The sequence below is a fragment of the Streptomyces sp. BYX5S genome (assembly GCF_054724165.1).
This window is the reverse complement of the sequence record NZ_CM138829.1, coordinates 2,013,139-2,037,069: the sequence shown is the minus strand read 5'-3', so window position 1 is coordinate 2,037,069 and position 23,931 is coordinate 2,013,139. Positions and strand designations below refer to the sequence as shown.

At 71.7% G+C, this 23,931-nt stretch carries 25 protein-coding genes and 1 pseudogene; 13 read left to right on the top strand and 13 right to left on the bottom strand.

All coding sequences use genetic code 11. From position 1 onward, the window contains the following. Positions 1 to 94 precede the first annotated feature (94 nt). Entirely contained in the window at positions 95 to 1,189 is a 1,095-nt protein-coding gene (locus tag ACYBSK_RS09205; protein WP_460245744.1) for an amidohydrolase family protein, read from the bottom strand. Positions 1,190 to 1,264: 75 nt separating this feature from the next. Between ACYBSK_RS09205 and ACYBSK_RS09200 the strand changes: the two genes are divergently transcribed. From ACYBSK_RS09200 to thpD, 5 genes are all read left to right on the top strand, one after another. Beyond that, on the top strand, positions 1,265 to 2,365 hold the full coding sequence (locus tag ACYBSK_RS09200) for a pyridoxal-phosphate-dependent aminotransferase family protein (protein WP_457476389.1): 1,101 nt from the start codon (positions 1,265 to 1,267) through the stop codon (positions 2,363 to 2,365). 404 nt (positions 2,366 to 2,769) lie between these two features. Further along, a complete protein-coding gene (gene ectA, locus ACYBSK_RS09195; RefSeq protein WP_457476388.1) occupies positions 2,770 to 3,312 on the top strand; it encodes a diaminobutyrate acetyltransferase in 543 nt (180 codons plus the stop codon). Between the two features lie 63 nt (positions 3,313 to 3,375). Then, entirely contained in the window at positions 3,376 to 4,647 is a 1,272-nt protein-coding gene (gene ectB, locus ACYBSK_RS09190) for a diaminobutyrate--2-oxoglutarate transaminase (RefSeq protein WP_457476387.1), read from the top strand. A gap of 40 nt (positions 4,648 to 4,687) precedes the next feature. Further along, the gene (locus ACYBSK_RS09185) at positions 4,688 to 5,092 is read left to right on the top strand and encodes an ectoine synthase (RefSeq protein WP_457476386.1); all 405 of its coding nucleotides are present in this window, start codon (positions 4,688 to 4,690) and stop codon (positions 5,090 to 5,092) included. Positions 5,093 to 5,097: 5 nt separating this feature from the next. Continuing rightward, positions 5,098 to 5,994, top strand: a complete 897-nt coding sequence (thpD, locus tag ACYBSK_RS09180; protein WP_457476385.1) for an ectoine hydroxylase — start codon at positions 5,098 to 5,100, stop codon at positions 5,992 to 5,994. A 77-nt stretch (positions 5,995 to 6,071) separates the two neighbouring features. Here the strand turns inward: thpD and ACYBSK_RS09175 are convergent, their stop codons facing one another. From ACYBSK_RS09175 to ACYBSK_RS09145, 7 genes are all read right to left on the bottom strand, one after another. Continuing rightward, entirely contained in the window at positions 6,072 to 7,154 is a 1,083-nt protein-coding gene (locus tag ACYBSK_RS09175) for a maleylpyruvate isomerase family mycothiol-dependent enzyme (protein ID WP_460245743.1), read from the bottom strand. Beyond that, positions 7,154 to 7,720 carry a sigma-70 family RNA polymerase sigma factor gene (locus tag ACYBSK_RS09170; RefSeq protein WP_457481693.1) on the bottom strand — a complete coding sequence of 189 codons (567 nt, stop codon included), beginning with the start codon at positions 7,718 to 7,720 and terminating at the stop codon, positions 7,154 to 7,156. The genes ACYBSK_RS09175 and ACYBSK_RS09170 overlap by 1 nt, the downstream gene beginning before the upstream one ends. 157 nt (positions 7,721 to 7,877) lie before the next feature. Then, the gene (locus tag ACYBSK_RS09165; RefSeq protein ID WP_460245742.1) at positions 7,878 to 8,966 is read right to left on the bottom strand and encodes an aminotransferase class V-fold PLP-dependent enzyme; all 1,089 of its coding nucleotides are present in this window, start codon (positions 8,964 to 8,966) and stop codon (positions 7,878 to 7,880) included. A gap of 83 nt (positions 8,967 to 9,049) precedes the next feature. Then, positions 9,050 to 9,766, bottom strand: a complete 717-nt coding sequence (locus tag ACYBSK_RS09160; RefSeq protein WP_460245741.1) for a DsbA family oxidoreductase — start codon at positions 9,764 to 9,766, stop codon at positions 9,050 to 9,052. Positions 9,767 to 9,870: 104 nt separating this feature from the next. Continuing rightward, positions 9,871 to 10,344 (bottom strand): GNAT family N-acetyltransferase, encoded by a 474-nt coding sequence (locus ACYBSK_RS09155; RefSeq protein WP_460245740.1) that lies wholly within the window; start codon positions 10,342 to 10,344, stop codon positions 9,871 to 9,873. A gap of 67 nt (positions 10,345 to 10,411) precedes the next feature. Beyond that, positions 10,412 to 11,020 carry a DUF1349 domain-containing protein gene (locus ACYBSK_RS09150; protein ID WP_457476380.1) on the bottom strand — a complete coding sequence of 203 codons (609 nt, stop codon included), beginning with the start codon at positions 11,018 to 11,020 and terminating at the stop codon, positions 10,412 to 10,414. Between the two features lie 37 nt (positions 11,021 to 11,057). Next, positions 11,058 to 12,590: an aldehyde dehydrogenase (NADP(+)) gene (locus ACYBSK_RS09145; RefSeq protein ID WP_457476379.1), complete on the bottom strand. Its 1,533-nt coding sequence runs from the start codon at positions 12,588 to 12,590 to the stop codon at positions 11,058 to 11,060. 131 nt (positions 12,591 to 12,721) lie between these two features. Between ACYBSK_RS09145 and ACYBSK_RS09140 the strand changes: the two genes are divergently transcribed. The 7 genes from ACYBSK_RS09140 (at position 12,722) to ACYBSK_RS09110 (ending at position 18,605) form a co-directional block, all read left to right on the top strand. Further along, entirely contained in the window at positions 12,722 to 13,516 is a 795-nt protein-coding gene (locus tag ACYBSK_RS09140) for an IclR family transcriptional regulator (protein WP_457476378.1), read from the top strand. Then, positions 13,516 to 13,980, top strand: a complete 465-nt coding sequence (locus tag ACYBSK_RS09135; protein WP_460245739.1) for a GNAT family N-acetyltransferase — start codon at positions 13,516 to 13,518, stop codon at positions 13,978 to 13,980. Before ACYBSK_RS09140 ends, ACYBSK_RS09135 begins: the two co-directional genes overlap by 1 nt. 94 nt (positions 13,981 to 14,074) lie before the next feature. Continuing rightward, positions 14,075 to 15,535: a peptidoglycan D,D-transpeptidase FtsI family protein gene (locus ACYBSK_RS09130; protein ID WP_460245738.1), complete on the top strand. Its 1,461-nt coding sequence runs from the start codon at positions 14,075 to 14,077 to the stop codon at positions 15,533 to 15,535. A 124-nt stretch (positions 15,536 to 15,659) separates the two neighbouring features. Further along, entirely contained in the window at positions 15,660 to 16,247 is a 588-nt protein-coding gene (locus tag ACYBSK_RS09125; RefSeq protein ID WP_457476375.1) for a SigE family RNA polymerase sigma factor, read from the top strand. Continuing rightward, entirely contained in the window at positions 16,244 to 17,068 is an 825-nt protein-coding gene (locus tag ACYBSK_RS09120; protein ID WP_460245737.1) for a hypothetical protein, read from the top strand. Before ACYBSK_RS09125 ends, ACYBSK_RS09120 begins: the two co-directional genes overlap by 4 nt. Before the next feature lie 91 nt (positions 17,069 to 17,159). Next, positions 17,160 to 17,987 (top strand): pectate lyase, encoded by an 828-nt coding sequence (locus ACYBSK_RS09115; protein WP_457476373.1) that lies wholly within the window; start codon positions 17,160 to 17,162, stop codon positions 17,985 to 17,987. Positions 17,988 to 18,113: 126 nt separating this feature from the next. Further along, positions 18,114 to 18,605, top strand: a complete 492-nt coding sequence (locus tag ACYBSK_RS09110) for a hypothetical protein (RefSeq protein ID WP_460245736.1) — start codon at positions 18,114 to 18,116, stop codon at positions 18,603 to 18,605. 2 nt (positions 18,606 to 18,607) lie between these two features. Here ACYBSK_RS09110 and ACYBSK_RS09105 read toward each other — a convergent pair. Both ACYBSK_RS09105 and ACYBSK_RS09100 read right to left on the bottom strand, forming a co-directional pair. Beyond that, positions 18,608 to 19,066 (bottom strand): annotated as a pseudogene (locus ACYBSK_RS09105) (right-handed parallel beta-helix repeat-containing protein); the annotation flags it as partial. An 86-nt stretch (positions 19,067 to 19,152) separates the two neighbouring features. After that, positions 19,153 to 19,947 carry an HAD family acid phosphatase gene (locus ACYBSK_RS09100; RefSeq protein ID WP_460245735.1) on the bottom strand — a complete coding sequence of 265 codons (795 nt, stop codon included), beginning with the start codon at positions 19,945 to 19,947 and terminating at the stop codon, positions 19,153 to 19,155. A gap of 242 nt (positions 19,948 to 20,189) precedes the next feature. Between ACYBSK_RS09100 and ACYBSK_RS09095 the strand changes: the two genes are divergently transcribed. Beyond that, the gene (locus ACYBSK_RS09095) at positions 20,190 to 20,426 is read left to right on the top strand and encodes a hypothetical protein (protein WP_460245734.1); all 237 of its coding nucleotides are present in this window, start codon (positions 20,190 to 20,192) and stop codon (positions 20,424 to 20,426) included. Between the two features lie 21 nt (positions 20,427 to 20,447). On the opposite strand, the gene ACYBSK_RS09090 is transcribed toward ACYBSK_RS09095, so the two are convergent. Genes ACYBSK_RS09090 through ACYBSK_RS09080 form a run of 3 tightly spaced genes read right to left on the bottom strand, consistent with a single transcriptional unit; the run spans position 20,448 to position 23,798 of the window. Beyond that, on the bottom strand, positions 20,448 to 21,626 hold the full coding sequence (locus tag ACYBSK_RS09090) for a dienelactone hydrolase family protein (RefSeq protein WP_460245733.1): 1,179 nt from the start codon (positions 21,624 to 21,626) through the stop codon (positions 20,448 to 20,450). After that, positions 21,619 to 22,653, bottom strand: coding sequence for a pectinesterase family protein (locus ACYBSK_RS09085; protein ID WP_460245732.1), 1,035 nt, complete (start codon positions 22,651 to 22,653; stop codon positions 21,619 to 21,621). The genes ACYBSK_RS09090 and ACYBSK_RS09085 overlap by 8 nt, the downstream gene beginning before the upstream one ends. Continuing rightward, positions 22,653 to 23,798, bottom strand: coding sequence for a pectinesterase family protein (locus tag ACYBSK_RS09080; RefSeq protein ID WP_460245731.1), 1,146 nt, complete (start codon positions 23,796 to 23,798; stop codon positions 22,653 to 22,655). Before ACYBSK_RS09080 ends, ACYBSK_RS09085 begins: the two co-directional genes overlap by 1 nt. Between the last annotated feature and the right edge of the window lie 133 nt (positions 23,799 to 23,931).

The window sequence follows — 23,931 nt, the reverse complement described above, 5'->3', positions numbered from 1 at the left end:
CCGTAGTGTCGAAGCGCCTGGTGTGCGCCGGTCGACTGCGCGGGAGCCGTCAAGAGGTGAGTAACGAGCACCGGTGATCGCGCGTCACGCTGCGTCAACCCACCACGTTGCCGCGCAGCACGATCCTGCGCGGCGCCGCCAGCACCCGTACGTCCTCGCGGGGATCCGCTCCGTACACGACGAGGTCGGCGGACGCGCCCTCCTCCAGGCCGGGGCGGCCGAGCCACGCGCGCGCTCCCCACGCCGTCGCCGAGAGCGCCTCGACGGGCGGCAGTCCGGCCCGCACCAGTTCCTCGACCTCGCCCGCGACGAGCCCGTGCGCGAGCGAACCGCCCGCGTCCGTGCCGACGTAGACCGGGATCCCGGCGTCGTAGGCGCTGCGGACCGTGTCGTAGCGGCGGTCGTACAGCCGCCTCATGTGCGCCGACCAGTCGGGGAACTTGGCCTCGCCGCCCGCCGCGAGGTCGGGGAACGTGGCGATGTTGACGAGGGTCGGGACGATCGCCACCCCCCGCTCGGCGAACAGGGGGATCGTGTCGTCGGTGAGGCCCGTGGCGTGCTCGACGCAGTCGATGCCCGCCTCGACGAGGTCGCGCAGGGAGTCCTCCGCGAAGCAGTGGGCCGTGACGCGGGCGCCGAGCCGGTGCGCCTCGGCGATCGCGGCCTCGACGGCCGCGCGTGGCCAGCAGGCGCTCAGGTCGCCGGTGCCGCGGTCGATCCAGTCGCCGACGAGCTTGACCCAGCCGTCCCCGCGCCGCGCCTCCTGGGCGACGTAGGCGACGAGGTCCTCGGGTTCGATCTCGTGCGCGTAGTTGCGGATGTAGCGGCGGGTGCGGGCGATGTGGCGGCCGGCGCGGATGATGCGCGGCAGGTCCTCGCGGTCGTCGATCCAGCGGGTGTCGGACGGCGAGCCCGCGTCGCGCAGCAGGAGCGTGCCGTGGTCGCGGTCGGTCAGGGCCTGCTTCTCGGCGGTCTCGGCGGGGACCGGGCCGTGCGAGTCGAGCCCGACGTGGCAGTGCGCGTCGACCAGGCCGGGCAGTGTCCAGCCCGTGACGGTCGTGACGTCGAGTCCGGCCGTCACCGGGCGTTCGTAGGTGATCCGGCCGCCGACCACCCACAGTTCGTCGCGTACGTCGTCGGGCCCCGCGAGGACCCGGCCCTTCACGTGCAGCACCCCGCCAATACTCATGCGCGCAGCCTATGAGGCGGTCGGTACGCTCGACACCGGCACCCGTACGAACCCGTGAGCGAAGAAGGCACCACCGTGACGCATCCGTTTCTCGACCTGGCCCCGCTGAGCGCCGAGCATTTCGCCTCCATCGAGGACCGTGTCGCCCGGCTCATGGACACGTCGCAGGACGTCGTGATCATGCAGGGGGAGGCGCTGCTTCCGCTGGAGGGCGCGATCCGCGCCGCCGCGGGTCCCGGGACGGTGGCGCTGAACGTGATCACCGGCCCCTACGGGCAGACCTTCGGCGACTGGCTGCGCGACTGCGGCGCCACCGTGCACGACCTGGCCGTGCCCTTCCACACGGCGGTCACCGCGGAGCAGGTCGGGCAGGCGCTCGCCGAGCACCCGGAGATCGACTTCGTCTCCCTGGTGCACGCGGAGGCCGCGACCGGCAACACCAACCCGGTCGCGGAGATCGGTGACGTGGTGCGGGCGCACGGGGCGCTGTTCTATCTGGACGCCGTGGCGTCGGTCGCCGCCGAGCCGGTGCTCCCCGACGCGTGGGGCGTGGACCTGTGCGTGATCGGCGCGCAGAAGGCGATGGGCGGCCCGGCGGGTGTCTCGGCGGTGTCGGTGAGCGCGCGGGCCTGGGAGCGGATGGCCGCCAACCCGAACGCGCCGCGCCACTCGTACCTGTCGCTGCTCGACTGGAAGCAGCGGTGGGTGGACAGCGGCCGCAAGGCGCTGCTGCACGCGCCGGCGCAGCTGGAGATGCTCGCCCTGGAGGCGTGCGTGGAGCGCATCGAGAGCGAGGGCCTGGACGCGCTGATGGCGCGGCACTCCTCGGCCGCCGCCGCCACCCGCGCCGGCGCGCTGGCGCTGGGCGGTGGTCTTGAGCCATACGTGCACGAGTCCCGGGACGCGGCGCCGGTCGCCACTACACTGCGCGCCCCCGCGGGCACGGACGCCCGCGAGCTGGTGGCCAGGGCGCTGGCCGTGGATCCGGTGCTTCCGCTGGTCGCGGGCGGTGGCGCGCTCGCGCAGGAGATGATCCGGGTCAACCACTACGGTCCGCAGGCGACCCGCGGCGTCGTACAGTCCTCGCTCGCGGCGCTCGGCGGGGCGCTCGCGGAGGCCGGGGCCGAGGTGGATCTGGAAGGCGCGCGCAAGGCGGTCGCCGGCGCCTGGCGATAAGCACTGCCCGTACATAAGCGCTGCCCGCGCACTCGAATCAAGGCGTCGCCCCAATCGGGCGGCGCCTTTGAGTTTATCCATTTATTATTCAGGCAGAATTTTCCCGCGTTTTATCGGCCGCATTCAGCGCGGCTTCCCGTATTGCTTCTGCCCGCTTTCTCGCGGCGTAAACGCCTAGATTTCATCAACGGGAACCGACGTAATTCGGACACGTCTCGCAAGAGTTACGGCTCTGTGACGTACTCCACATTGAAGTCGCAATGCACCTTTTGTTCGCATGAAATCGGGGCATATCGCCGCTCGGTCGTGCGCGCACCCACCTGCGCGCGATAACACAAACATCGGCGTTGCGTAACCCCTGTCGCGGGTGCAATCCCGAAAATTGCTCGGTAAATTCAATTTCCATGACCGCCGCACAAGCGCAATTCCTGGAAGTCGCCGAAACAGCCCCGGTCCCCGACGGACTGAAGATCGTCCACCCCGAGGTGGCCGACGGCGCCGCGATCTGGCGTATCGCCCGCGACTCGAAGGTGCTCGACCTCAACTCCTCCTACAGCTACCTGCTGTGGTGTCGCGACTTCGCCGCCACGTCGGTGATCGCACGCGACGAGAAGGGCGAGGTGGCCGGTTTCATCACCGGCTACATGCGTCCCGACCGCCCCGACACCCTCGTGGTGTGGCAGGTCGCCGTGGACGCTGCGCACCGCGGACGCGGCCTCGCCGCCGCGTTGCTCGACGGGCTGGCCGCGCGGGTCGCGGCGGCACGTCCGGTCACCCTGCTCGAAACGACCATCACGCCGGACAACGCCGCGTCGCAGGCCCTGTTCTCCTCGTTCGCCCGCAGGCACCGCGTCGGTGTGGCGCGCACGGTGCTGTTCGACGCGGGTCTGTTCCCGGACGACGGGCACCTGCCCGAGGAGCTGTACCGCATCGGTCCGCTGGCCTGAGCACGCCCTCGAAACCCACCCACCCGAACCCCCCTCATCTTCCCTCCCTAGAGGAGTTTCGCTGTGACCATCACCCAGCCGGACCTGAGCGTCTTCGAGACCCTTGAGTCGGAGGTGCGCAGCTACTGCCGCGGCTGGCCCACCGTCTTCGACCGGGCCCAGGGCAGCCGCATGTACGACGAGGACGGCCACGAGTACCTGGACTTCTTCGCCGGCGCAGGTTCGCTCAACTACGGCCACAACAACCCCGTGCTGAAACGCGCCCTGATCGACTACCTGGAGCGCGACGGCGTCGTGCACGGGCTCGACATGTCGACCTCGGCCAAGCGCAACTTCCTGGAGTCCTTCCAGAACATCATCCTGCGCCCGCGCGACCTGCCGTACAAGGTCATGTTCCCGGGCCCGACGGGCACCAACGCCGTCGAGTCCGCGCTGAAGCTGGCCCGCAAGGTGAAGGGCCGCGAGTCCATCGTGTCCTTCACCAACGCCTTCCACGGCATGTCGCTCGGCTCGCTCGCCGTGACCGGCAACGCGTTCAAGCGGGCCGGCGCCGGCATCCCGCTGGTGCACGGCACGCCGATGCCGTTCGACAACTACCTCGACGGGCGCACCCCCGACTTCATCTGGTTCGAGCGCCTCCTGGAGGACTCCGGTTCCGGCCTGAACACCCCGGCCGCCGTGATCGTCGAGACCGTGCAGGGCGAGGGCGGCATCAACGTCGCCCGCGCCGAGTGGCTGCGCAAGCTCGCCGATGTCTGCGAGCGCTGGGACATGCTGCTGATCGTCGACGACATCCAGATGGGCTGCGGCCGCACCGGCGCCTTCTTCTCCTTCGAGGAGGCGGGCATCACACCGGACATCGTGACCGTTTCGAAGTCCATCAGCGGGTACGGGATGCCCATGTCCCTGTGCCTGTTCAAGCCGGAGCTCGACATCTGGGAGCCGGGCGAGCACAACGGCACGTTCCGCGGCAACAACCCCGCGTTCGTGACGGCCGCCGCGGCCCTGGAGACGTACTGGACCGACGGTGCGGCCATGGAGAAGCAGACCATGGAGCGCGGCGAGCAGATCGACCAGGTGCTCGGCGCGCTGCGCCTGGAGTACCACGACGACATCGTCGAGTACCGCGGCCGGGGCCTCGTCTGGGGCATCGAGTTCCGCGACAAGGAGCGGGCCGGGAAGGTCGCCAGGCGCGCCTTCGAGCTGGGCCTGCTCATCGAGACCTCCGGCCCCGAGAGCGAGGTCGTCAAGCTGCTTCCGGCGCTGACGATCACCCCCGAGGAGCTGGACGAGGGGCTTCGCACGCTCACCCGAGCGGTGCGCGAAACCGCCTGACAAGCACCACCACGTTGACGAGGAAAGGCAGCAACCCACCGTGATTGTCCGTTCGTTCAAGGAGATTGAGAACACCGACCGGCACGTGAAGTCGGCGACCGGCACCTGGGAGAGCAAGCGCATCGTCCTCGCGAAGGAGAAGGTCGGCTTCTCCCTGCACGAGACGATCCTCTACGCCGGTACGGAGACCGATATGTGGTACGCCAACCACATCGAGGCCGTACTCTGCGTAGAAGGAGAGGCCGAGCTCACCAACCGGGACACCGGTGAGACGCACTGGATCGAGCCAGGAACGATGTACCTCCTGGACGGCCACGAGAAGCACACTCTGCGCCCGAAGACCGACTTCCGCTGCGTCTGCGTGTTCAACCCTCCGGTGACCGGACGGGAGGATCACGACGAGAACGGCGTCTACCCGCTGCTGACCGAGGACGAGGAGGCCTGATCCCGATGACGACCGCACCCGACATCACGGACCTGTACCCGACGCGTGGCGCCTCCGAGGTCGCCACGCCGCGTGTCGACCCGGTCGTCTGGTCGGCGGAGGGAGCGCGAGGACCGATCCGCCAGTCGGACCTCGCCTCCTTCGAGCGGGACGGCTTCCTCGCCATCGACGAGCTGATCGGTCCGGACGAGATCGGCATCTACCAGGCCGAGCTGAATCGTTTGGTCACCGATCCGACGATGCGCGCCGACGAGCGTTCCATCGTCGAGAAGCAGTCGCAGGAGATCCGCTCGGTCTTCGAGATCCACAAGATCAGCGAGGTCTTCGCCAACCTGGTGCGCGACGAGCGCATCGTGGAGCGGGCCCGCCAGATCCTCGGCTCGGACGTGTACGTCCACCAGTCGCGGATCAACGTCAAGCCCGGTTTCGGGGCGCGGGGCTTCTACTGGCACTCGGACTTCGAGACCTGGCACGCCGAGGACGGCCTGCCGAACATGCGGACGGTGTCCGTCTCCATCGCGCTGACGGAGAACTACGACACCAACGGCGGGCTCATGATCATGCCCGGTTCGCACAAGACGTTCCTCGGCTGCGCGGGCGAGACGCCGAAGGACAACTACAAGAAGTCGCTCCAGATGCAGGACGCGGGGCTGCCCTCGGACGAGGCCCTGAGCAAGTTCGCCGATGCCCACGGCATCAAGCTGTTCACCGGCAAGCCCGGCTCGGCGACCTGGTTCGACTGCAACGCCATGCACGGTTCGGGCGACAACATCACCCCGTACCCGCGCTCGAACGTGTTCATCGTGTTCAACAGCGTGGAGAACACGGCGGTGGAGCCGTTCGCGGCGCCGGTGCGGCGGCCCGAGTACATCGGGGCGCGGGACTTCACTCCGGTGAAGTGACCGGCACGGGAACATGAGTGGGGGCGGGACCGTTCGCGGTCCCGCCCCCACTCATGTGACGGGGGTCGCCGGCCGCCTCACAGCCAGGCGAGTTGTGCGGCGCGGTCCAGGAGGGTGCGGGCCGCCGCCGGGTCGCCGGTGCCCGCGGGCAGGGCGTCGGGGGTGGTGCGGCCGCCGACGAGGAGGCAGAAGTCGACCGGGTCCAGGGCGAGTTCGGCCCGCACCGGCTCGCCCTCGGAGCCGAGGATCCACTCCGTGGTGCGACTCGCGTCCGTGACGGTGAGGGCGACCGGCGAGGCCCCGGGGCCCAGCGCCGTGCCGAGAATCCGTACGGCCAGTTGCACCAGACGCCACAGGTGGGCGGTGGGCGGCGCGGGCACGGGGAGGTCGAGGGCGCGGCCGATGTCGCCGCTGTGGATCCACGTCTCGAAGGCGCGCACCAGGAAGTGGTCGGCGACGGGCAGCCGCGCCCCCATCAACGTCGCTGCCTGCGCGGCGAGTTCGGGGTCCTGGGCGGCCGGGGCGGCGAGCAGTCCGGCGGCGCGGTGGCGCCAGGTGTCCACCGTGTCGCGCGGGTCGCGCGCGCGTTCGTGGGCGATGACCGTACGGGTGCGGGCCTCCCAGGAGGTGCGCCAGTCGGTGGCGTCGTCCGCCGCGTCGGCGGGCGATGCGTGGGTGGGCAGGCCCAGGTGGGCGGCGAGCGGCTCGTCGGCGGCGATGAGGTGCGCGACCGTGTCGCGGACCGTCCAGCCGTGGACGACCTCCGTGGTCCACGCGTCCTCCGCCTCGGCGAGCAGCGCCTGGAGCGCGGCGACCACGGCCGCGTAGGGCTGCGCGTGCGCGGCGGTGGCCGCGGCGGCGGGGCGGGGCGCGGGCGGGCGGCGGGCCAGGGCGGCGGCGAGCGGCCCGCTGTCGGTGCGCAGCGGGAGGGAACCGGCCGCGCCGCCGTTGCCGTGCGGACCGCTGCCGTTCGAGCCGTTGCCGTTGGGCCCCCGCAGCGCCCGGACCGTCGCCCGGAGCCGCTCCGCCTCCGCCGCGCACTCCTCGCAGTCCGCCAAGTGGGCGGGCACCAGGCGCTGTTCGTCGGCGGGGAGGGCACCCAGGGCCCAGGCGCCCAGGAGTTCGCCGACGGTGGCGTGGTCGCGCGCGTCCGTGGCCATCAGGCACCCCTTTCCTGGGCCTCGTAGGCCGGGTCCGGCGGGTCCGCCAGGGTCTCGGCGAGGCGGTGCAGTGCGGTCCGCATGCGGGTCTTGGCGGTCCCTTCCGGGATGCCGAGTTCCGCCGCAGCTTGACGGTACGTCCGGCCGGCGAAATACGCCAGGTGGACCACTTGCCGCTGCGGCAGGGGGAGTTGGGCCACCGCCGAGTGCAGCAGCAGCGAGCGCTCGCGGTCGACGACGCGCTCGTCGGGCCCGGGGTCCGGGGCCGGGATGGCGTGCAGCGCCGCGTCGTCCGCGGTGGCGGCCTTGCGGTGCCGGGCCTCGCTGCGCACCCAGTCGACGGCGCGGCGGTGCGCCAGCATGGTCAGCCAGGTACGGAGCGTGCCGCGGCGCGCGTCGAAGGCGTAGGGGCGGGCCCACAGGTGCGCGAAGACCTCCTGCGCGACGTCGTCCGCCGCGCCCGCCGAGCGGGTCACGCGCACGGCGACGCCGCGGACGAGCCCGCTGTACGCGTCGTACGCCTCGGAGAGCGCGGCCTCGTCCCCGTAGACGAGACGTCGATGCAGCTCGGCGTCGTCCGCGGCCCGGCTCCCGGGGTCGCCCTTCCGGTCGTCCTCGGGCTCGTCCTTCGGGTCGTACGTGTCCGTACGGGCCACCGGCACCACCACCTCGTAGTGCCTTCCTAGCGTCCCGGGGAGCGGGGCGCCAGGGTCCGGCCGGACTTCAGCCGGAGAGCACGTCGAGGAGCCGGTCGACGTCGGCGGCCGTGTTGTAGAGATGGAAGGAGGCCCTCAAGTTCCCTGCCCTGTTGGAGAGTTCGATGCCCGCGCTCTGCAACGCGGGCTGTTTCGCGCCGAGTCCGGGAACGGAGACGATCGGCGAGCCGGGCGACGGCACCGGTGCGCGCCCGAGTCCGGCGAGTCCGGTGCGGAACCGGTCTGCGAGCGCGAGGTCGTGGGCCCGGACCGCCTCCACGCCCAGCTCCTCGATCACGGCGAGGGATTCACGCGCTCCCGTGTACGCGATCAGGCCCGGCGTCTCGTCGAACCGGCGGGCGGAGCGGGCGAGTTCGGTCACCGGCCCGTAGCAGCTGTCCCAGGGCCTCTCCCCCGCGACCCAGCCGCCGAAGACGGGTGTGAGCGCCTCGAAGCCCTCGGTGTCGGCCGGGCCGACGAAGAAGACGGCGCCGCGCGGGCAGGTCAGCCACTTGAAGGCGACGGACGCCAGGTAGTCGGCGTCGGCCGCGAGCGCGGCGACCGGGTACCAGCCCGCCGCCTGCGACACGTCGACGTAGAGCCGGGCGCCGTGCGCCCGGGTGGCGACGCGGAGCGCGGGCACGTCCGCGACCCGGCCGTCCGCGGACTGGGCCGCGCTCACCGCGACGAGCGCGGTGCCGGGGCGGACGGCGTCGGGGAGCGCGTCGAGGGGGACGGCGCGGACCTTGAGGTCGCCGCGCGCGTGGAAGGGATTGACCGTGGAGCTGAAGTCGCCCTCGGCGGTGAGGACTTCGGCCCCGGCGGGCAGGGAGGCGGCGAGGAGTCCGCTGTAGACGGCGACGGATCCGCCGACCGCCACCCGGCCGACGGGGACGCCCGCGATCCGCGCGAACGCGGCCCGCGCCTCCTCGACGTCGCCGAAGAGCGAGTCCGGGGAACGTCCCTCGGTCATGTCGGCGATCGCGGCCCGCATCGCGGCCGCGGCCCGGACCGGCAGCAGCCCGGAACTCGCGGTGTTCAGGTAGGTGGTGGCGGGGGTGTACTGCGCGCGGACGAGCTCCGCGTCGAGAGCCTGGTGCGCACCGGAAGTCTCCATGGGCACCACTGTGCCGCGCCACCACCTACCCGTCCATCGCGAATTTCTACCGGGTACGTCCAAGCAACGCTTATGCGTGCAGGTCAGGACTGCGGGACCGCGCAGCCGTCGGGGCCGCAGGCGTCGCCGCCGGCCGCGCTGTCGATGACGGTGAGCGGGGAGCGGTCGCCCCACGCCTGGGTCAGCGCCTGCGTGAAGACGTCGGCGGGCTGGGCGCCGGAGACGCCGTACTTGCGGTCGATCACGAAGAAGGGCACGCCGTTCGCGCCGAGCTCGGCGGCCTCGCGCTCGTCGGCGCGCACCTCGTCGGCGTAGACCGTGGGGTCGGCGAGCAGGGCGCGCACCTCGGTCTCGTCGAGGCCGGCCTCGACGGCGAGCCGCACGACGTTCTCGGTGTCGCCGAAGACAGAGTCCTGCTCGGCGAAGTTGCCCCGGTACAGGGCGTCGATCATCTGGTCCTGGACGCCCTTGTCCTTGGCGAGATGCAGCAGCCGGTGCAGGTCGAAGCTGTTGCCGAAGTCGCGGCCCTCGGTGAGGTAGGGCAGGCCGAGGGTGGCGGCCTGCTGCCCGAGGCCCTGCTCGTTGGCGGCGGCCTGCGCCTCGCTGATGCCGTACTTCTTGGCGATGTACGGGACGACGAGCCCGGTCTCGCCCCGCTGGGCGTTCGGGTCGAGCTCGAAGGACCGGTGCACGACCTCCACGTCGTCCTTGTGCGCGAATCCGCCGAGCGCCTCTTCGAAGCGGGCCTTGCCTATGTAGCAGAACGGGCAGTTGATGTCGGTCCAGATCTCGACGCGCATGAGGGTCTCTCGCTCCAGCGGGGTGTGTACGGGGGGTGCGTACCGGGGGTGTGTACGGGGCGGGGGTGGCCGGCCCGTCCCCTACAACCGGCCGGGGCCCGCGGTCATTCCCGGCGCGGGGTGAGCCGCATGCGGTGGTGGGAGCCACCGGCGTGCCCGGGTCCCTCGTCGACCCAGCCGTGCCGGGCGTAGAAGGTCTGGGCGCGGGTGTTGTCCCCGTGCACGATGAGGTGGGCCTCGGTGACCCCGTCCACCCGCCACTGCTCCAGGCAGGCGGCGTGCAGTTCCGCGCCGATGCCGCGGCGCCAGTGGTCGGGGTCGACCTGGAACTGGTACAGGACGACCGTGTCCGCGGGGGCGTCCTCGGGCCGCCGGAACGAGGCGAGGCCGACGACGGTGCCGTCGCGCACGCACACCAGCACATGCCCCCGCACCCGCCCGATCGCCTGCTCCCACCGCTCCACCCACTCCCGCGGATCGTCGTCCCCCGGCACCCCGTCCGGGTAGTACGTGGCGCGGGCCCTGCGGTGCAGGGCGGCGAGCGTGGGGGCGTCGGCCGGAACGGCGGTACGGATCATGTACCGGGAGACGCGGGGACGGGCCGCCGGGTTTCACGGGCCCCCGGCCCGCCCCCGCGAGGGAACCTCAGGAGCCGTCGCGCAGGGCGCTCGGCCACGTGGGGCGGTAGGCGATGTGGTCGTAGGTGACCACGCAGCCCTCGCCCACCGGCGACTGCGCCAGGAAGCCGACGAGGGCCGCCGACGCGGACTTCTCGTCGCCGAGGGAGAAGATGCGGACGAACGTCCACGTCTCGCCGTCGGCGGAGGCGTGGAAGGCGAAGGCGGAGCCGGTGCGGCTCACCCGGAGCCACACCGAGGACCCCGGCACCACGAACGCGTTCGCGTCGTCCGAGTGCCCGCGCGTGACCACCGTGCAGATCGTCGGCTCGTCCGGCGACCGCTCGAAGCAGAGCTTCGCCCACTCCCGGTCGCCGACGTGGACGTAGAGCACCCCCGCGTCGAAGGCGGCGGCGAAGCCGACCGTGACGCGGGCTATCAGCTGGAAGTCCCCGTCGGGGGCGCCGAGGAGGCGCGGCGCGTCCGAGGCGGGGTCGAGCGAGGACCCCGTCGGCGGCACGAAGCGGTCCTGGCGGGGCCCCGCCCACCCGGTGAGCACCCCGTCCTCGTACGACCAGTGGCCGTCGGGTCCGTAGGTGCGCAACGGGAAGGGCAGGGGCGGCAGTTCGAGATCCATGCCGTCAGTCTCGCAGGGGCGCGTGCGCCCCGTCCGCTCAGAGCTCCAGTCGGCCGTTGTAGCGGCGCGGCAGCCCCAGCGGGTTGTCGTCGCGCAGCTCCGGCGGCAGCAGCGCCTCCGGCGTCGTCTGGTACGTGACCGGGCGCAGCCAGCGCTCGATGGCCGTGCCGCCGACCGACGTGGACGTCGACGTCGTCGCCGGGTACGGGCCGCCGTGGTGCTGAGCGGGGGCGACGGCGACACCGGTCGGCCAGCCGTTGACGAGGACGCGGCCCGCGATGGGGGTCAGCTCGGCGAGGATCTCGGCGCCGCGGCCCTCACCGGCGGCCTCGGCGGCCGACAGCTGGACCGTCGCCGTGAGGTTGCCGGGCAGCCGGTTCAGCACCGCCGTGATCTCGTCGGCCGAGTCGTAGCGCGCGACGACCGTGACGGGGCCGAAGCACTCCTCCAGGAGCAGGTCGTGCGCGCCGCCCTCGGTGGCGAGCCGGGTGGCCGGCACCGTGAGGAAGCCGGGCGCCACCGAGTGCTCGCCGCCCGCGCCGGGCGTCACCGGGGCCTCGACGTCGGGCAGCTGGGCCCGCTCGGCGACCCCGGCGATGAAGTTGTCGCGCATGCGGTGGTCGAGCAGGACGCCGGAGGCGGTGTCGCTGACGGCGGCGGTCAGGGACTTGACCAGGCTGTCGCCCGCCTCGCCGGTCGGCGCGAAGACGAGGCCCGGCTTCACGCAGAACTGGCCGACGCCCAGCGTCATCGAACCGGCCAGGCCGGTGCCGATCTGGTCGGGGCGCTCGGTGGCCGCGTCCTCGGTGATCACGACCGGGTTCAGCGAACCCAGCTCGCCGTGGAAGGGGATCGGGTTCGGGCGGGCCGCGGCGGCGTCGAAGAGCGCGCGCCCGCCGCGTACGGAACCGGTGAAGCCGGCCGCGGAGACCAGCGGGTGCTTGACCAGCTCGACGCCGGCCTCGAAGCCGTGCACCAGGCCGAGGACGCCCTCCGGGATGCCGTGCTCGACGGCAGCCCGGCGGATGGTGGCGGCGACCAGCTCGGACAGGCCCGGGTGGTCGGGGTGGGACTTGACGACGACCGGGCAGCCGGCCGCGAGGGCGCTCGCCGTGTCACCGCCGGGCACGGAGAAGGCGAACGGGAAGTTCGACGCCGCGTAGACGGCGACGACGCCGAGCGGGATCTTGTAGCGGCGCAGGTCCGGGATGGGCGGCGTCGCGGTGTCGTCGGGGTGGTCGATGACGACGCCGAGGAAGGCGCCCTCGTCGACGATCTCGGCGAACTTGCGCAGCTGGAAGCAGCTGCGCGCGAGTTCACCGGTGAGCCGGACCGGGCCGAGCGCGGTCTCGGCGTCCGCGGCCTCGACGAGGTGGTCCTTGGCCTCTTCCAGGCGGTCGGCCGCGGTGCGCAGGAACGCGGCGCGGACGGTGCGGTCGGCGAGCGCGGCACGAGCGTCCTCGGCGGCACGGACCGCCTGGTCCACCTCTTGTGCCGTGGCCTCGACCGCGACCTGTTCCCGCTGCTTCCCGGTTCGAGGGTCGACACTCCAGACTGGTGTTGCTGCCACGGCGAATTCCTCCAGCTTTTCTCGCTGCTCACCGGGGTGAGCCCCGAGGTGCGTTCGATATACTGAACGCTGTCTCTGTTGATGAACTACTCACCGAGACTATTTCTCGTCGAACGAAGGGGTCAAGGGCGATGTCGGCAGGCGAGACGGGGGCCGCGGCGAGCGGCGCGGCAGGTGGCGCGCAGGTCAAGTCGGCGGTTCGGACGGTGGAACTGCTGGAGTACTTCGCGGGCCGCCCCGGCATGCACTCGCTGGCGGCGGTGCAGGAGGCGGTCGGCTATCCGAAGTCCAGCCTCTACATGCTGCTGCGTACGCTCGTCGACCTCGGCTGGGTGGAGACGGACGCGACCGGGACGCGGTACGGCATCGGTGTCCGCGCGCTGCTGGTCGGCACGTCGTACATCGACGGCGACGAGGTGGTGGCGGCGGCCCGGCCCACCCTGGACCGGCTCTCCGACGACACGACGGAGACCATCCACCTCGCGCGTCTCGACGGCACGAACGTCGTGTACCTCGCCACCCGCCAGTCGCAGCACTACCTGCGCCCGTTCACGCGCGTCGGCCGCCGGCTCCCCGCGCACTCCACGTCGCTGGGCAAGGCGCTGCTCGCCACGCACACCGACGAGCAGGTCCGCAAGCTGCTGCCGGAGACGCTGCCGGCGCTGACCGAGCACACGACCACCGACCGCGAGAAGCTCATCGAGGAGCTGCACCAGATCCGCGAGCAGGGCTTCGCCGTGGACCGCGAGGAGAACACGCTGGGCCTGCGCTGCTTCGGCGTGGCGATCCCCTACCGCACCCCGGCCCGCGACGCGATCTCCTGCTCGGTCCCGGTGGCCCGCCTCACCCCGGCCCACGAGCAGATGGTCAAGGACGCCCTCTTCGACGCCCGCGACCGCCTGACGCTCGCCACGCGGAGGCTCTGATGCGGCTGACCCTGCGCCCCGTCCTCCCCGGCGACCTGCCGGCCTTCTTCCGTCAGCACAACGACCCCGCGGCCATGCGCATGGCCGCGTTCGTCTCGCCGAAGTCGGCGGACCGGGAGCTGTTCGAGGAGCACTGGCACCGGATCCGCGAGCAGTACGTCGTGCGGACCGTCCTGGTCGACGGCGAGGTGGCCGGCAGCGCGGCGGTCTACGGCGAACCGGGCGAGCTGGAGGTCACGTACTGGATCGACCGCGCGCACTGGGGCCGGGGCGTCGCGACGGCGGCGCTGCGGGCGCTGCTCGCGGAGGTCACCGAGCGCCCCCTGCACGCGCGTGCCGCCGCCGACAACCAGGGCTCGATCCGCGTGCTGGAGAAGTGCGGGTTCGTCGTCACGGGGCACGACCGGGGCTTCGCGCACGCGCGCGACGCCGAGATCGACGAGGTCGTGCTCCGGCTCGGCTGACCCGGCGGGCCGTCGCTCGCCCCCACATGAACGTACGGTGAGAAAACACACGGTCCGGAACGATTCGCGCCGGTCCGCTCGTCTTCCGTACGCGATGAACAAGACGATCAGGCGCGCCTCCGTCTTCACACTGCTGCTCGTGTTCGCCCTGCTGGTGCGGGCGACCTGGGTGCAGTTCTACGACGGCAAGGCCCTCGCCAACAGTGACGACAACCGGCGGAAGACGATCTCGCAGTACGCGAATCCGCTCGGCGACATCATCGTGGGCGGAAAGGCGGTGACCGGTTCGACGAGGACGGGCGACTCCAGCGACCTGAAGTACAAGCGGACGTACACCGACGGTTCGCTGTACTCGGCGGTGACCGGCTTCACCTCACAGGTGTACGGCGCCACCCAGCTGGAGGGGATCTACCAGAGCGTGCTGGACGGCACCGACACGCAGCTGAAGAACCCGCTGGACACCCTCACCGGCAAGAGCACCGACCCGGGTGACGTGATCACGACGATCGACCCGGCCGTGCAGAAGGCCGCGTACAGCGCGCTCGGCGACAAGAAGGGCGCCGCCGTCGCCATCGACCCGGACAGCGGCAAGATCCTCGGGATGGTGTCGACGCCGTCGTTCGACCCCTCGAAGATCAGCGGCTCGGGCTCCTCGGACGCCGCGGAGTGGAAGAAGCTCTCCAAGGACGAGGACTCCCCCACCGTGAACCGGGCGCTGAAGCAGGCACTGCCGCCCGGCTCGACGTTCAAGCTGGTGGTCGCCGCGGCGGCCCTGGAGAGCGGCCTGGTCTCGTCGATCGACGAGAAGACGGACACCCCGAACCCGTACAAGCTGCCGGGGACGACCACGTACCTGAAGAACGAGACGACCTCGATGCCCTGCGAGGACGCCTCGGTGCGCACGGCGCTCCAGTACTCCTGCAACACCGTCTTCGGGAAGCTCGCCGTCGAGCTGGGCCAGGACAAGGTGCGGGCGATGGCCGAGAAGTTCGGCTTCAACGACGACAAGACGGACGTTCCGGTGCGCGCCGCCAAGAGCAACTACCCCTCGAAGATGGACGACGCGCAGACCGCGCTGTCCGGCATCGGCCAGTTCGACGTGACGGCGACGCCGCTGCAGATCGCCATGGTCTCGGCGACCATCGCCAACGGCGGCGAGCAGGCGTCCCCGCACATGGTGTCGCAGGTGACGGACGCCGACGGCGACGCGGTGAAGTCCTTCGAGGACGGCGACGACACCCGCGTGATCAGCGAGTCCACCGCCTCGCAGCTCCAGTCCGCGATGCAGACCGTGGTCTCGAAGGGCACCGGTACGGTCGCGCGGATGGACGGTGCGACGGTCGGCGGCAAGACCGGTACGGCGCAGCACGGCGAGAACAACAGCGAGACGCCGTACGCCTGGTTCACCTCGTACGCGAAGGACGACTCGACCGGCAAGAAGGTGGCCGTCGCGGTGCTCGTCGAGCAGTCGGACGCGGCCCGCTCCGAGGTGAGCGGCAGCGGCCTCGCGGGGCCGGTCGCCAAGGCGATGATGCAGGCGGCGCTCAAGAGCTGACGCTTCATCAATCACGCACACAGCGAAGGGTGTCCGATACCACGGACACCCTTCGATGCGTCGTACGCACCGCTGGTACGCTCACGCATCCCCCGTCGGGCCGCCACAGTGAGGGAGGGATCGCGTGAGCACGGTTGTGGATGCTGGGGACGACTCTGCCGCCGTCGAGTTCCACGCCTTCTTCGAACGGCACCACTGCGAACTCGCCCGCCTCGCCCACCTGTTGACGGGTGAGGCGGACGCCGCCGACGACCTCGCGGCGGACGCCCTGCTCGCGCTCTGGCACCGCTGGGACCGGGTCCGCGCCGCCGAGCACCCGGTCGCGTACGCACGCGGTGTCGTCGCGAACCTGGCCCGCACCCGGATCCGCAGCGCGGTGCGCGAGCGGCGGCGCGTGGCCCTCTTCTGGTCGGGCCGCCAGGACCGCACCGAGGGCCCGGACGTGCCGGCGGTCGTCGACGTGCAGGACGCGCTGCGGGAACTGCCGTTCCGCAAGAGGGCATGCGTCGTACTGCGGCACGCCTTCGACCTGTCGGAGAAGGACACCGCGCTCGCCCTCGGCGTGTCCGTCGGTACGGTGAAGAGCCAGACGTCGAAGGGCATGGCGGAGCTGGAGAGACGGCTCGGGCAGAGCGGACTGAACGGACCCGCCCCCGGGCGCGTACGGTCGGTCGGCGCGGCACTCGACGCCACGGAAGGAGGTCGTGGATGAGCGACGAGCACCTGCGGCAGCGGCTGCGCACGGCCGCCGACGCGCACCGCCCGGACCGCGAGCGGATGCTCGCCCGGATCGAGCGCGGCATGCACGAGCAGCCCGCCGCGCCCGAGCCCGAGCGGCGCCCCGCGGTGGGCTGGGTGCGCATCGCCGGGGTCACCGCGGGCGTCGCGGGGGCGCTCGCCGTGGGCGGTTTCGCGGTCGGCGCGGCGCTGCGGCCCGATCCGGCGCCGCAGAAGCAGCAGGTCGCCGTGGAACCGTCGACGGCGCCCTCCCCCGACGCCACGTCGCGCTCGCCGCGGCCCTCGGATCCGGCCTCACGGGGCTCTTCCTCGGCGTCGGCGACCGCCTCCCCGCCGGCCTCCGAGGACAAGCGCCGCTCGCCCTCCGCGTCGACGTCCACGCGTACGGCGCCCGCGGGGTCCGGGGAGCGGGCGGAGGAGCTGTGGGGCGACGGGTCGGTGGACCCCGGGTCCAACGACTACTGGGGGCAGTCGAACGTCACGTTCAAGACAAAGGAGCAACTCACCTCGCTGACGGTCGAGTTGCGGGTGGCGCAGACCGGGAAGGTCGCCGACACCGGCAACTGGCGTTCGCTGCCCGCCGACGACTTCACGGCGTCCGTCGCCGAGCGGGACGGGTTCCTCGTGTACCGGTGGGTGCTGAGGCCGGGCCGTTCGGTGCCGGTGGGCGAGCATGTCTTCGCGGGGCAGTACGACCACGCGCAGGGCGGGCGGGACGCCTCCGACGACAGGTACTCCGTGACGGGGCGGGCCGGGGGCGGCCAACGGGTCGCGGTGGACGGGGACTTCGAGTAAGGAACGGGGCTCCGCCCCGGACCCCGCTCCTCAAACGCCGGAGAGGCTGGTTCGGCGGCAACCTCCCGGCGCCCGGTGGCGACCAGTACGCATGACAAAAAGAAACCCGCACTCGCACCGCCGCCGCGCCACCCGCCGCAGAGCCCTCCTCGGCTCGCTCGGCGCACTCACCCTCACCGGCGCCGCCCTCGCCGCCACTGGCATGCTCAGCACGGCGGGCGCCGCGGCCGCCTGGCCGACGGCCACGGGTACGCAGGCCGTGAGCAGCACGATCTCCGTCTCGGGGACGTACGACGGCGGCTACAAGCGCTTCTACGGCTCCGGAGACCTCGGCGGCGACGGACAGGACGAGGGCCAGGACCCGATCTTCAACCTCGCCGACGGCGCCACCCTCAAGAACGTCATCATCGGCTCCCCCGCCGCCGACGGCGTGCACTGCGCGGGCAGTTGCACGTTGCAGAACGTGTGGTGGGAGGACGTCGGCGAGGACGCCGCCACGTTCAAGGGCAAGTCGACGTCGTCCGTGTACACGGTGTACGGGGGCGGCGCGAAGAAGGCCTCCGACAAGGTGTTCCAGTTCAACGGCGCCGGCAAGCTCGTCGTCACCAAGTTCCAGGTCGCCGACTTCGGCAAGCTGGTCCGCTCCTGCGGCAACTGCTCGACGCAGTACAAGAACCGCAACATCATCATCAACGACGTGGACGTGACGGCGCCCGGCAACTCGATCGTCGGCATCAACTCCAACTACGGCGACACGGCGGCCCTGCGCAACGTCCGGATCCACGGCGACAGCAGCAAGAAGATCAAGCCGTGCGTCCGCTTCGAGGGCAACAGCACGGGCGCCGAGCCCAAGGAGCTCGGCAGTGGCCCCGACGGCACGTACTGCCGGTACACCGCTTCGGATCTGACCTACGACTGATGAGGACGTGAGCAGGTTGTACGGCACGGCACGGGTCGTGGTGTGAGAAGGGACATGGCCGCGACCCGTGATGCCCGAGCCGTCTCGTCCGCTGGTGGAGTGCCGAGGAAAGAAGGGGTGCACACCATGCCTGAGGGCACTGCGGACGAGATGCGGGCGGCGGCCCTCATGCGGCGGCACGCGGCGCGGTTCGTCTCGCGCGTCGCGCCGTCGCGACTGCCGCTTAACTACTCCGTCGCCAGCCTGCGCGTCGTCGACCGCCTCATCGACGGACTGCGCAAGGGAAGCCCCGAACGGGACCGGCCGGACGCCGTCCTGTTCGGGCTCGGCGCGTATGTCGGGGAGGTGCTGGCCCGGCGGGCGGGCGCCGTCTGGGTGGAGCTGGACGAGGGCCAGCGCGCCTTCTTCGGCCAGCGGGTGGGCGTGCGGATGCCGGACGGGCGGGTGTGGAGCCCGCTGGGCAAGGTCGTCAACCGGTACGAGTTCGGCGCGGAGGAGTCGCTCGCGACGTTCTATCTGACGCTCTCCGGCCGCTCACCGGCTCAGTCCATCGTCGCCCCGATGGTGGTCGACCCCGTCGTCAGGAACGTCGTCGTGGGCAGCGAACCGTCCCTCTGACGGTTGTCGGTGGTGACGAGGTTCTCGAAGACGCCGCCGACGGACGACGTGGCGACGAACCCCTGGGCGGGGGCGTTCTGGAAGGTGAGGTTCTGGACGGTCCAGTGGTCGCCGTGGATGCCCGCGAGCCAGGCGCCGTCGGGGAGCTTCGAGCCGTCGATCCGCACCTTCTCGCTGCCGTGCGCGGTGAGGGTGATGCGGGCCGAACGGGTGCCGTTCGCGGTCGACTTGAGGGTCTGCGCCGGGTAGTAGGTCCCGGCGCGGACCCGGATGGTGGTGCCCGCGGCGGCCGCGGCGACGGCCGACTCCAGCTGCACTGTCGTGGCGACCGTGACGGTCGTCGCCGCTTCGGCGTCGGGCACCTGGAGGCCGAGGTGGAGGCCGCCCGCGCCGGCCGCGACCGCGATGGCGGCCGCGACCGGGGCGGCGCGGGAACGGCGGTGGCGGGCCCAGCGGCGCACGAGGGCTTCCTTCCCTGAGGAGTCGGTGCGCCGTTGAGTGGTCGCAGCCCGCGGGAAAGGTTGCCGTCGCGGTGGCCCGGGGCGGGCTACTCGACGTAGTACGTCGGGTTCGGGAGCTTGTACGTCCGGTCCGCGTAGCCGCCTTCGAGGTCGGAGTACTGGTCGCCGAAGTTGGCGACGATGTCGTGGCCGAGGGACTCGATGTGCTTGCGGGTCCCCGACTTGTACTGCACCGTGGTGCAGTTCCAGGCGGCGGCCGTGGCGCAGTCGGCCAGGTAGGCGGGCGGGTTGGCCTTGTCCTTGAGGAAGACGTGGTCCTTGTCGAGGTTGACGTCGATGCCGACCTTCTTCAGGTTCTCGACAGCGGCGGAGCGCTGGGCCTCGCCGAGCCCCGAGTTGTAGAAGACCTCGACGCCCTTGGACTCGGCGTACCGGATGAGCTCGGGCGTGCCGAAGACCGCGGGGCGGTCGGCCTTGCCCACGTACTCCTTCCAACTGGCGTCGTTGTAGACGAAGTTGGTCTTCTGCTCGTAGTCCAGGCTGAGCAGCAGGGTGTCGTCAATGTCGAAGACGACCGCGGGCCTGTCCCCCTTGCCGTGGTACGCCTTCGCGGCCTTCGATATGCGCCGCTCGGCCGCCTTCTCGATCCGGGCGAGGTCATCGGCGTAGGGGCTGTCGGGTGAGGCCTGCCATACGCCGTCGGCGTCCTGCTTGGCGCCGTAGTAGGTGTCGATCTCCTTGACGAGGAGGCCGATGTTGTGGGGCTCGGCCGTGGTCCTGTGGTCCGTGCCGCCCGCACCGGCGGAGCCGGTGGTGACGAGGCCGGCGAGTACGAGGGAAGCGACCGTCGCTGTGGCGGCGGCGAGATGGCGCTTGCGCATCGGTGTCGACATCCATTTCTGGCCATGACGATCGCTGGGGCGACCGCCGGAAGACGGGGAGTCCGTGCAGGTGGGTACCTGTCTACGCGCATCACACGGAACGCCGCGACCGACTTTGCCCGATCGATACAGACATACCTGGGAGGGACCATTGCCCCGGCATGGCGCCGTGTTGACCCTGCCTTGAATCCGCCCTTCTAGGGTCGAACCAATCGATCGACCCACAGAATGCAGGCCCCCTCGTGACCGTGCCCCCGACGCGCCTCCTCCCCCTCGCCGCCGGCGACCGCGCCACCTCGCCCGTCCTCCTCGGCGTCTTCGTCCTGGGTGGCCTCATCGCCATCGGCGCGGGCCTGAGCTGGGTCCTCGACCTCCGCGGCACGGCCCGCGTGAGCCACCTCCGCGCGCTGGGCGCGGCACTGACCCTGGCGGGCGTGGTCCTCCTGGGCGTGACGTTCACGCTGTGGCAGTTGGGCTGACGGTTTCCCGCGTGCGCGGGGTCAGAGGGTGCGGTCGAGCCAGGTGAAGACGGCGTCCTGCATGGGTTGCACGAAGACGTGGCCGAGGTCGGGCCAGGTTTCCGTGCGCAGGTGGCCGGGGGCGTGGCGGGAGTGCCAGACCGTGCGCATGCGGGCGTACGCCGCGTCGACGCCCTCCCGCGTGAAGAGGGTGTCGTCCGCGCCGTCGAGGAGGTACATCGGGCGGGGCGCCGCGAGGGAGGCGACGTCGGGGATGTCGAGGTGGCGGGCGAGGCCGGGGTGGAGCATGTAGTAAGAGGACTGGCCGCGCAGGGTGTTGTTGCCGGGGACCATCATCTCCTTCAGGCCCGTCATCCAGCAGACGCTCACGGCCGCCGCCACCGCGTCGCTGAGCGCGGCCGTCTGCCAGGCGCGGTAACCGCCCATGGAGAAGCCGACGGCGGCGACGCGGCGGCTGTCCACGCGGTCGAGGCCGGCGAGGAAGGCGGCGGCGCGGGCGTCCTCGCGGGCCATGAGACCGGCCAGCGACGAGCCCAGGTTGTAGAAGTTGCTGGCCAGCGCCTGCTGTTGGTCGTACGCGACGGGGCCGCGGTCGCCCCAGCCGTACGCGTCGAAGCAGAGGACGACGTAGCCGCGGCGTGCCAGTTCGTCGCCGACGAAGCGGCCCGTGAAGTACGTGTCGGCCCAGGCCTCCGCGGAGGTCAAACGGGTGTCGTCGTACCAGGGGCGGACGAACTTCTCCTTGCCGATGTCGAACCTGGCGCCGTGGTCGTGCAGGAGCAGTACGGCCGGGAAGGGGCCGGGGCCGTCCGGGGTGAGGAGGGCGCCGCGGACCCGTTCGTAGCGGGTGAGGGCGACGTCCACCAACTGGCGGCTGTATCCGTCCCCTTGGGAGGCCGCTTCGAAGCGCGGCGCGTACGGGACGTCGCTCTGGCGGTCGACGAGGAGGAGGTCCTCGAACGTGGCGCGGGCCGTGCGCCGCCACGTACCGAAGTCGCGGATGGGGGAAGTGCCCCACGCCAGCGGGTAGTTCAGCTCCTGCTTGAGGAGGGGGTGGAAGGCGGGCAGGTTGCCTCCGACGGGTTCGGCGGCCTGCGCCTGCCCCGCTCCCCCGGCCCCGGCCGCCGTCGCGAGCGCCGCGGCGGCGGCTCCGGTCACGAATCCGCGGCGGCCCAACGGGGTCGGTGACGGCTCAGGCATACGGCCTCCAGTTCCCGAGGTAGGTCTCGCGGGTGTGCGCGGCGGCGTCCGCGCGGGTGAGTTGCGGCCGGTTCTCCGGGACGGAAATCGCCGCCCCGGGGCCGGAGTTGGCGTACTCGGCGAAGCGCATGCTCTGCCACGGGTACGCGTCCCGCATGTTGGTGTACGGCGCGACCGGGTCGATGCCGGGGCCGAGCCAGGAGTCCCGTACGACGAGGGAGGGGTGGGCGGTCGTCTCGTAGGACGGGACCCAGGGGCGGGCCAGTTTGTACGCGCCGTCCTCCGCGCCGGAGGTGAAGCGGCAGCGCGCCGCCAGGAAGCCGTGCGGGTTGGCGCGGGCGGTGGCCGGGGCGAAGACCATGCCCTTCGGGGTGAAGTCGACGTCGCGGGCGAGCGCCCGGAAGTGGCAGCGCTCGAAGACGGCGGTGCCGCGGCCGAAGACGAAGTCGACGTCGCCCTCGACGTAGCAGTCGCGGAAGTACTGGCGGTCGAAGGCGTCGAGCGCGGTCGTGTCCGCGAAGAGGGTGTCCTGATGACCGAGGAGGCGAACGTTGTCGAAGCGGGTCCGGTCGCCCGTGACGTACGCGGCGACCGCCTGCGTTCCGGTGATCTCCGGGTGGTCGGCGCGCAGCCAGTCGTTGGCGAGGGTGAGGTCGCGGACCGTGAGGCCGGGGGCGGCGGAGGTGAAGGTGGCGGAGCCCGCGGTGCCGTAGGTGCCGGAACCGTCGGGCTTCACGGTGCCGTTGGCATTGTCGTACACGATGACGGTGGCGCGGGGGTCGGTGCCGGGGAGGCCTCTGAGTGTCAGGCCGGTGGCTGCCGGCGGGACGAGGACCGTTTCCCGGTACGTGCCCGGGTGCACGAGCACCGTCCAGCCCGGTCCCTTCACCGCCGCCAGCGCCGCCTGCACCGAGTCGCCCGGCCGCACGTGGAGTGTGCGGGGCGTGCGGGGGCGGGGCTCGGCGGCGGCGAAGGTGGTCGCGGCGAGGGCGGCCGAGGCGGCGGTGAGCAGTGTCCGGCGGCGCATCACCGGGGACCTCCCGGCGCCGCCGGGGCCCAGTCGCCCAAGTAGGCGGTGCGGACGGCCGATTCGGCTTCCGCGCGGGTGAGTTGGGGGCGGTTCTCCGGGTGCGGGATCGCGGCTCCGGGGCCGGTGTTGCGGTACTCCGCGAAGCGCTGGTCCTGCCAGGGGAAGCTGTCCGACATGTTGGTGTAGGGCGCCATCGCGTCGATGCCAGGGCCGAGGTGCGTGTCGCGGACGACGAGGGAGGGGCGGGCCGTGGTGTCGGAGCTCGGGACCCAGGGCCGGGCCAGCTTGTAGTACGCCTTCGGCGCCGTGGAGCTGATCCGGCCGCGGCTGACCAGGAATCCGCGCGGGTTGGCGGCCGCCGTGGACGGCGCGAACACGAAGCCGTACGGGGCCGAGGCCAGGTCGGTGCGGTCGAGCGTCCGGAAGTGGCAGTGTTCGAAGACGGCGGTGCCGCGGCCGAAGACGAAGTCGACGTCGCCCTCGACGTAGCAGTCGCGGAAGTACTGGCGGGAGAAGGCGGTCAGCGCGGGCGAGTCGGCGTACAGCGTGTCCTGGTGGCCGAGGAACCGGCACGACAGGAACGCCGAACGGTCGCCCATGACCTTGACGGCGACGGCCTGCGTACCGGTGATCTCCGGGTGGTCCGCGCGCAGCCAGTCGTTGGCGAAGGTGAGGTGGTGGGCAGTGAAGCCGTCGGGGCGGAGGGTGACGGTGGCGGAGCCGGTGGTGCCGTAGGTGCCGGAGCCGTCGGGCTTCGGGGTGCCGGCGGCGTTGTCGTACACGACGACCGTGTCGCGGGGGTCGCGGGTGGTGCCCAGCCAGGTCATGCCGGTGGCCGTGGCGGGGACGGAGACCGTCTCCCGGTAGGTGCCGGGGGCGAGGACGAGGGTGGGGGCGGGTGTGGTGGTGGCGGCGGTGACGGCGGCCTGGACCGTGGTGTGGTCGCCGGCGCCTCCGGGGTGGACGTACAGGGTGGCCGGGGTGAGGCGGTTCCTGGGTGAGCCGTAGGGGCCGAAGGGGGTGGGTGTGGGGGTGCGGGTGGGAGTGCGGGTGGCGTGGGCCGGGGGTGCGGTGAGGGTGAGTGTCGTGGCTGCGGTTGCGGCCGCGGCCAGGAAGGTGCGTCTGGGCAGGGGGGTGTGCACGGTGCGGCTCCGTGGGGTGGGGGCCGGCGATCGAGGTGCACGTCGCGGGGCGCTGCCCCGGACCCCGCGCCTCAATCGCCGGCGGGGCTTGAGATGGCTCGTTCCCCGGCGTGGCTGCAAAGATCGGGGCTCC

What these genes read in the sequence shown, in the direction of transcription:
- ACYBSK_RS09205 (WP_460245744.1), bottom strand. Translation starts at nt 1,189, where the DNA reads ATGAGTATTGGCGGGGTGCTGCACGTGAAGGGCCGGGTCCTCGCGGGG.
- ectA (WP_457476388.1), top strand. Translation starts at nt 2,770, where the DNA reads ATGACCGCCGCACAAGCGCAATTCCTGGAAGTCGCCGAAACAGCCCCG.
- thpD (WP_457476385.1), top strand. Translation starts at nt 5,098, where the DNA reads ATGACGACCGCACCCGACATCACGGACCTGTACCCGACGCGTGGCGCC.
- ACYBSK_RS09175 (WP_460245743.1), bottom strand. Translation starts at nt 7,154, where the DNA reads ATGGCCACGGACGCGCGCGACCACGCCACCGTCGGCGAACTCCTGGGC.
- ACYBSK_RS09165 (WP_460245742.1), bottom strand. Translation starts at nt 8,966, where the DNA reads ATGGAGACTTCCGGTGCGCACCAGGCTCTCGACGCGGAGCTCGTCCGC.
- ACYBSK_RS09160 (WP_460245741.1), bottom strand. Translation starts at nt 9,766, where the DNA reads ATGCGCGTCGAGATCTGGACCGACATCAACTGCCCGTTCTGCTACATA.
- ACYBSK_RS09155 (WP_460245740.1), bottom strand. Translation starts at nt 10,344, where the DNA reads ATGATCCGTACCGCCGTTCCGGCCGACGCCCCCACGCTCGCCGCCCTG.
- ACYBSK_RS09150 (WP_457476380.1), bottom strand. Translation starts at nt 11,020, where the DNA reads ATGGATCTCGAACTGCCGCCCCTGCCCTTCCCGTTGCGCACCTACGGA.
- ACYBSK_RS09140 (WP_457476378.1), top strand. Translation starts at nt 12,722, where the DNA reads ATGTCGGCAGGCGAGACGGGGGCCGCGGCGAGCGGCGCGGCAGGTGGC.
- ACYBSK_RS09135 (WP_460245739.1), top strand. Translation starts at nt 13,516, where the DNA reads ATGCGGCTGACCCTGCGCCCCGTCCTCCCCGGCGACCTGCCGGCCTTC.
- ACYBSK_RS09130 (WP_460245738.1), top strand. Translation starts at nt 14,075, where the DNA reads ATGAACAAGACGATCAGGCGCGCCTCCGTCTTCACACTGCTGCTCGTG.
- ACYBSK_RS09120 (WP_460245737.1), top strand. Translation starts at nt 16,244, where the DNA reads ATGAGCGACGAGCACCTGCGGCAGCGGCTGCGCACGGCCGCCGACGCG.
- ACYBSK_RS09115 (WP_457476373.1), top strand. Translation starts at nt 17,160, where the DNA reads ATGACAAAAAGAAACCCGCACTCGCACCGCCGCCGCGCCACCCGCCGC.
- ACYBSK_RS09110 (WP_460245736.1), top strand. Translation starts at nt 18,114, where the DNA reads ATGCCTGAGGGCACTGCGGACGAGATGCGGGCGGCGGCCCTCATGCGG.
- ACYBSK_RS09100 (WP_460245735.1), bottom strand. Translation starts at nt 19,947, where the DNA reads ATGCGCAAGCGCCATCTCGCCGCCGCCACAGCGACGGTCGCTTCCCTC.
- ACYBSK_RS09090 (WP_460245733.1), bottom strand. Translation starts at nt 21,626, where the DNA reads ATGCCTGAGCCGTCACCGACCCCGTTGGGCCGCCGCGGATTCGTGACC.
- ACYBSK_RS09085 (WP_460245732.1), bottom strand. Translation starts at nt 22,653, where the DNA reads ATGCGCCGCCGGACACTGCTCACCGCCGCCTCGGCCGCCCTCGCCGCG.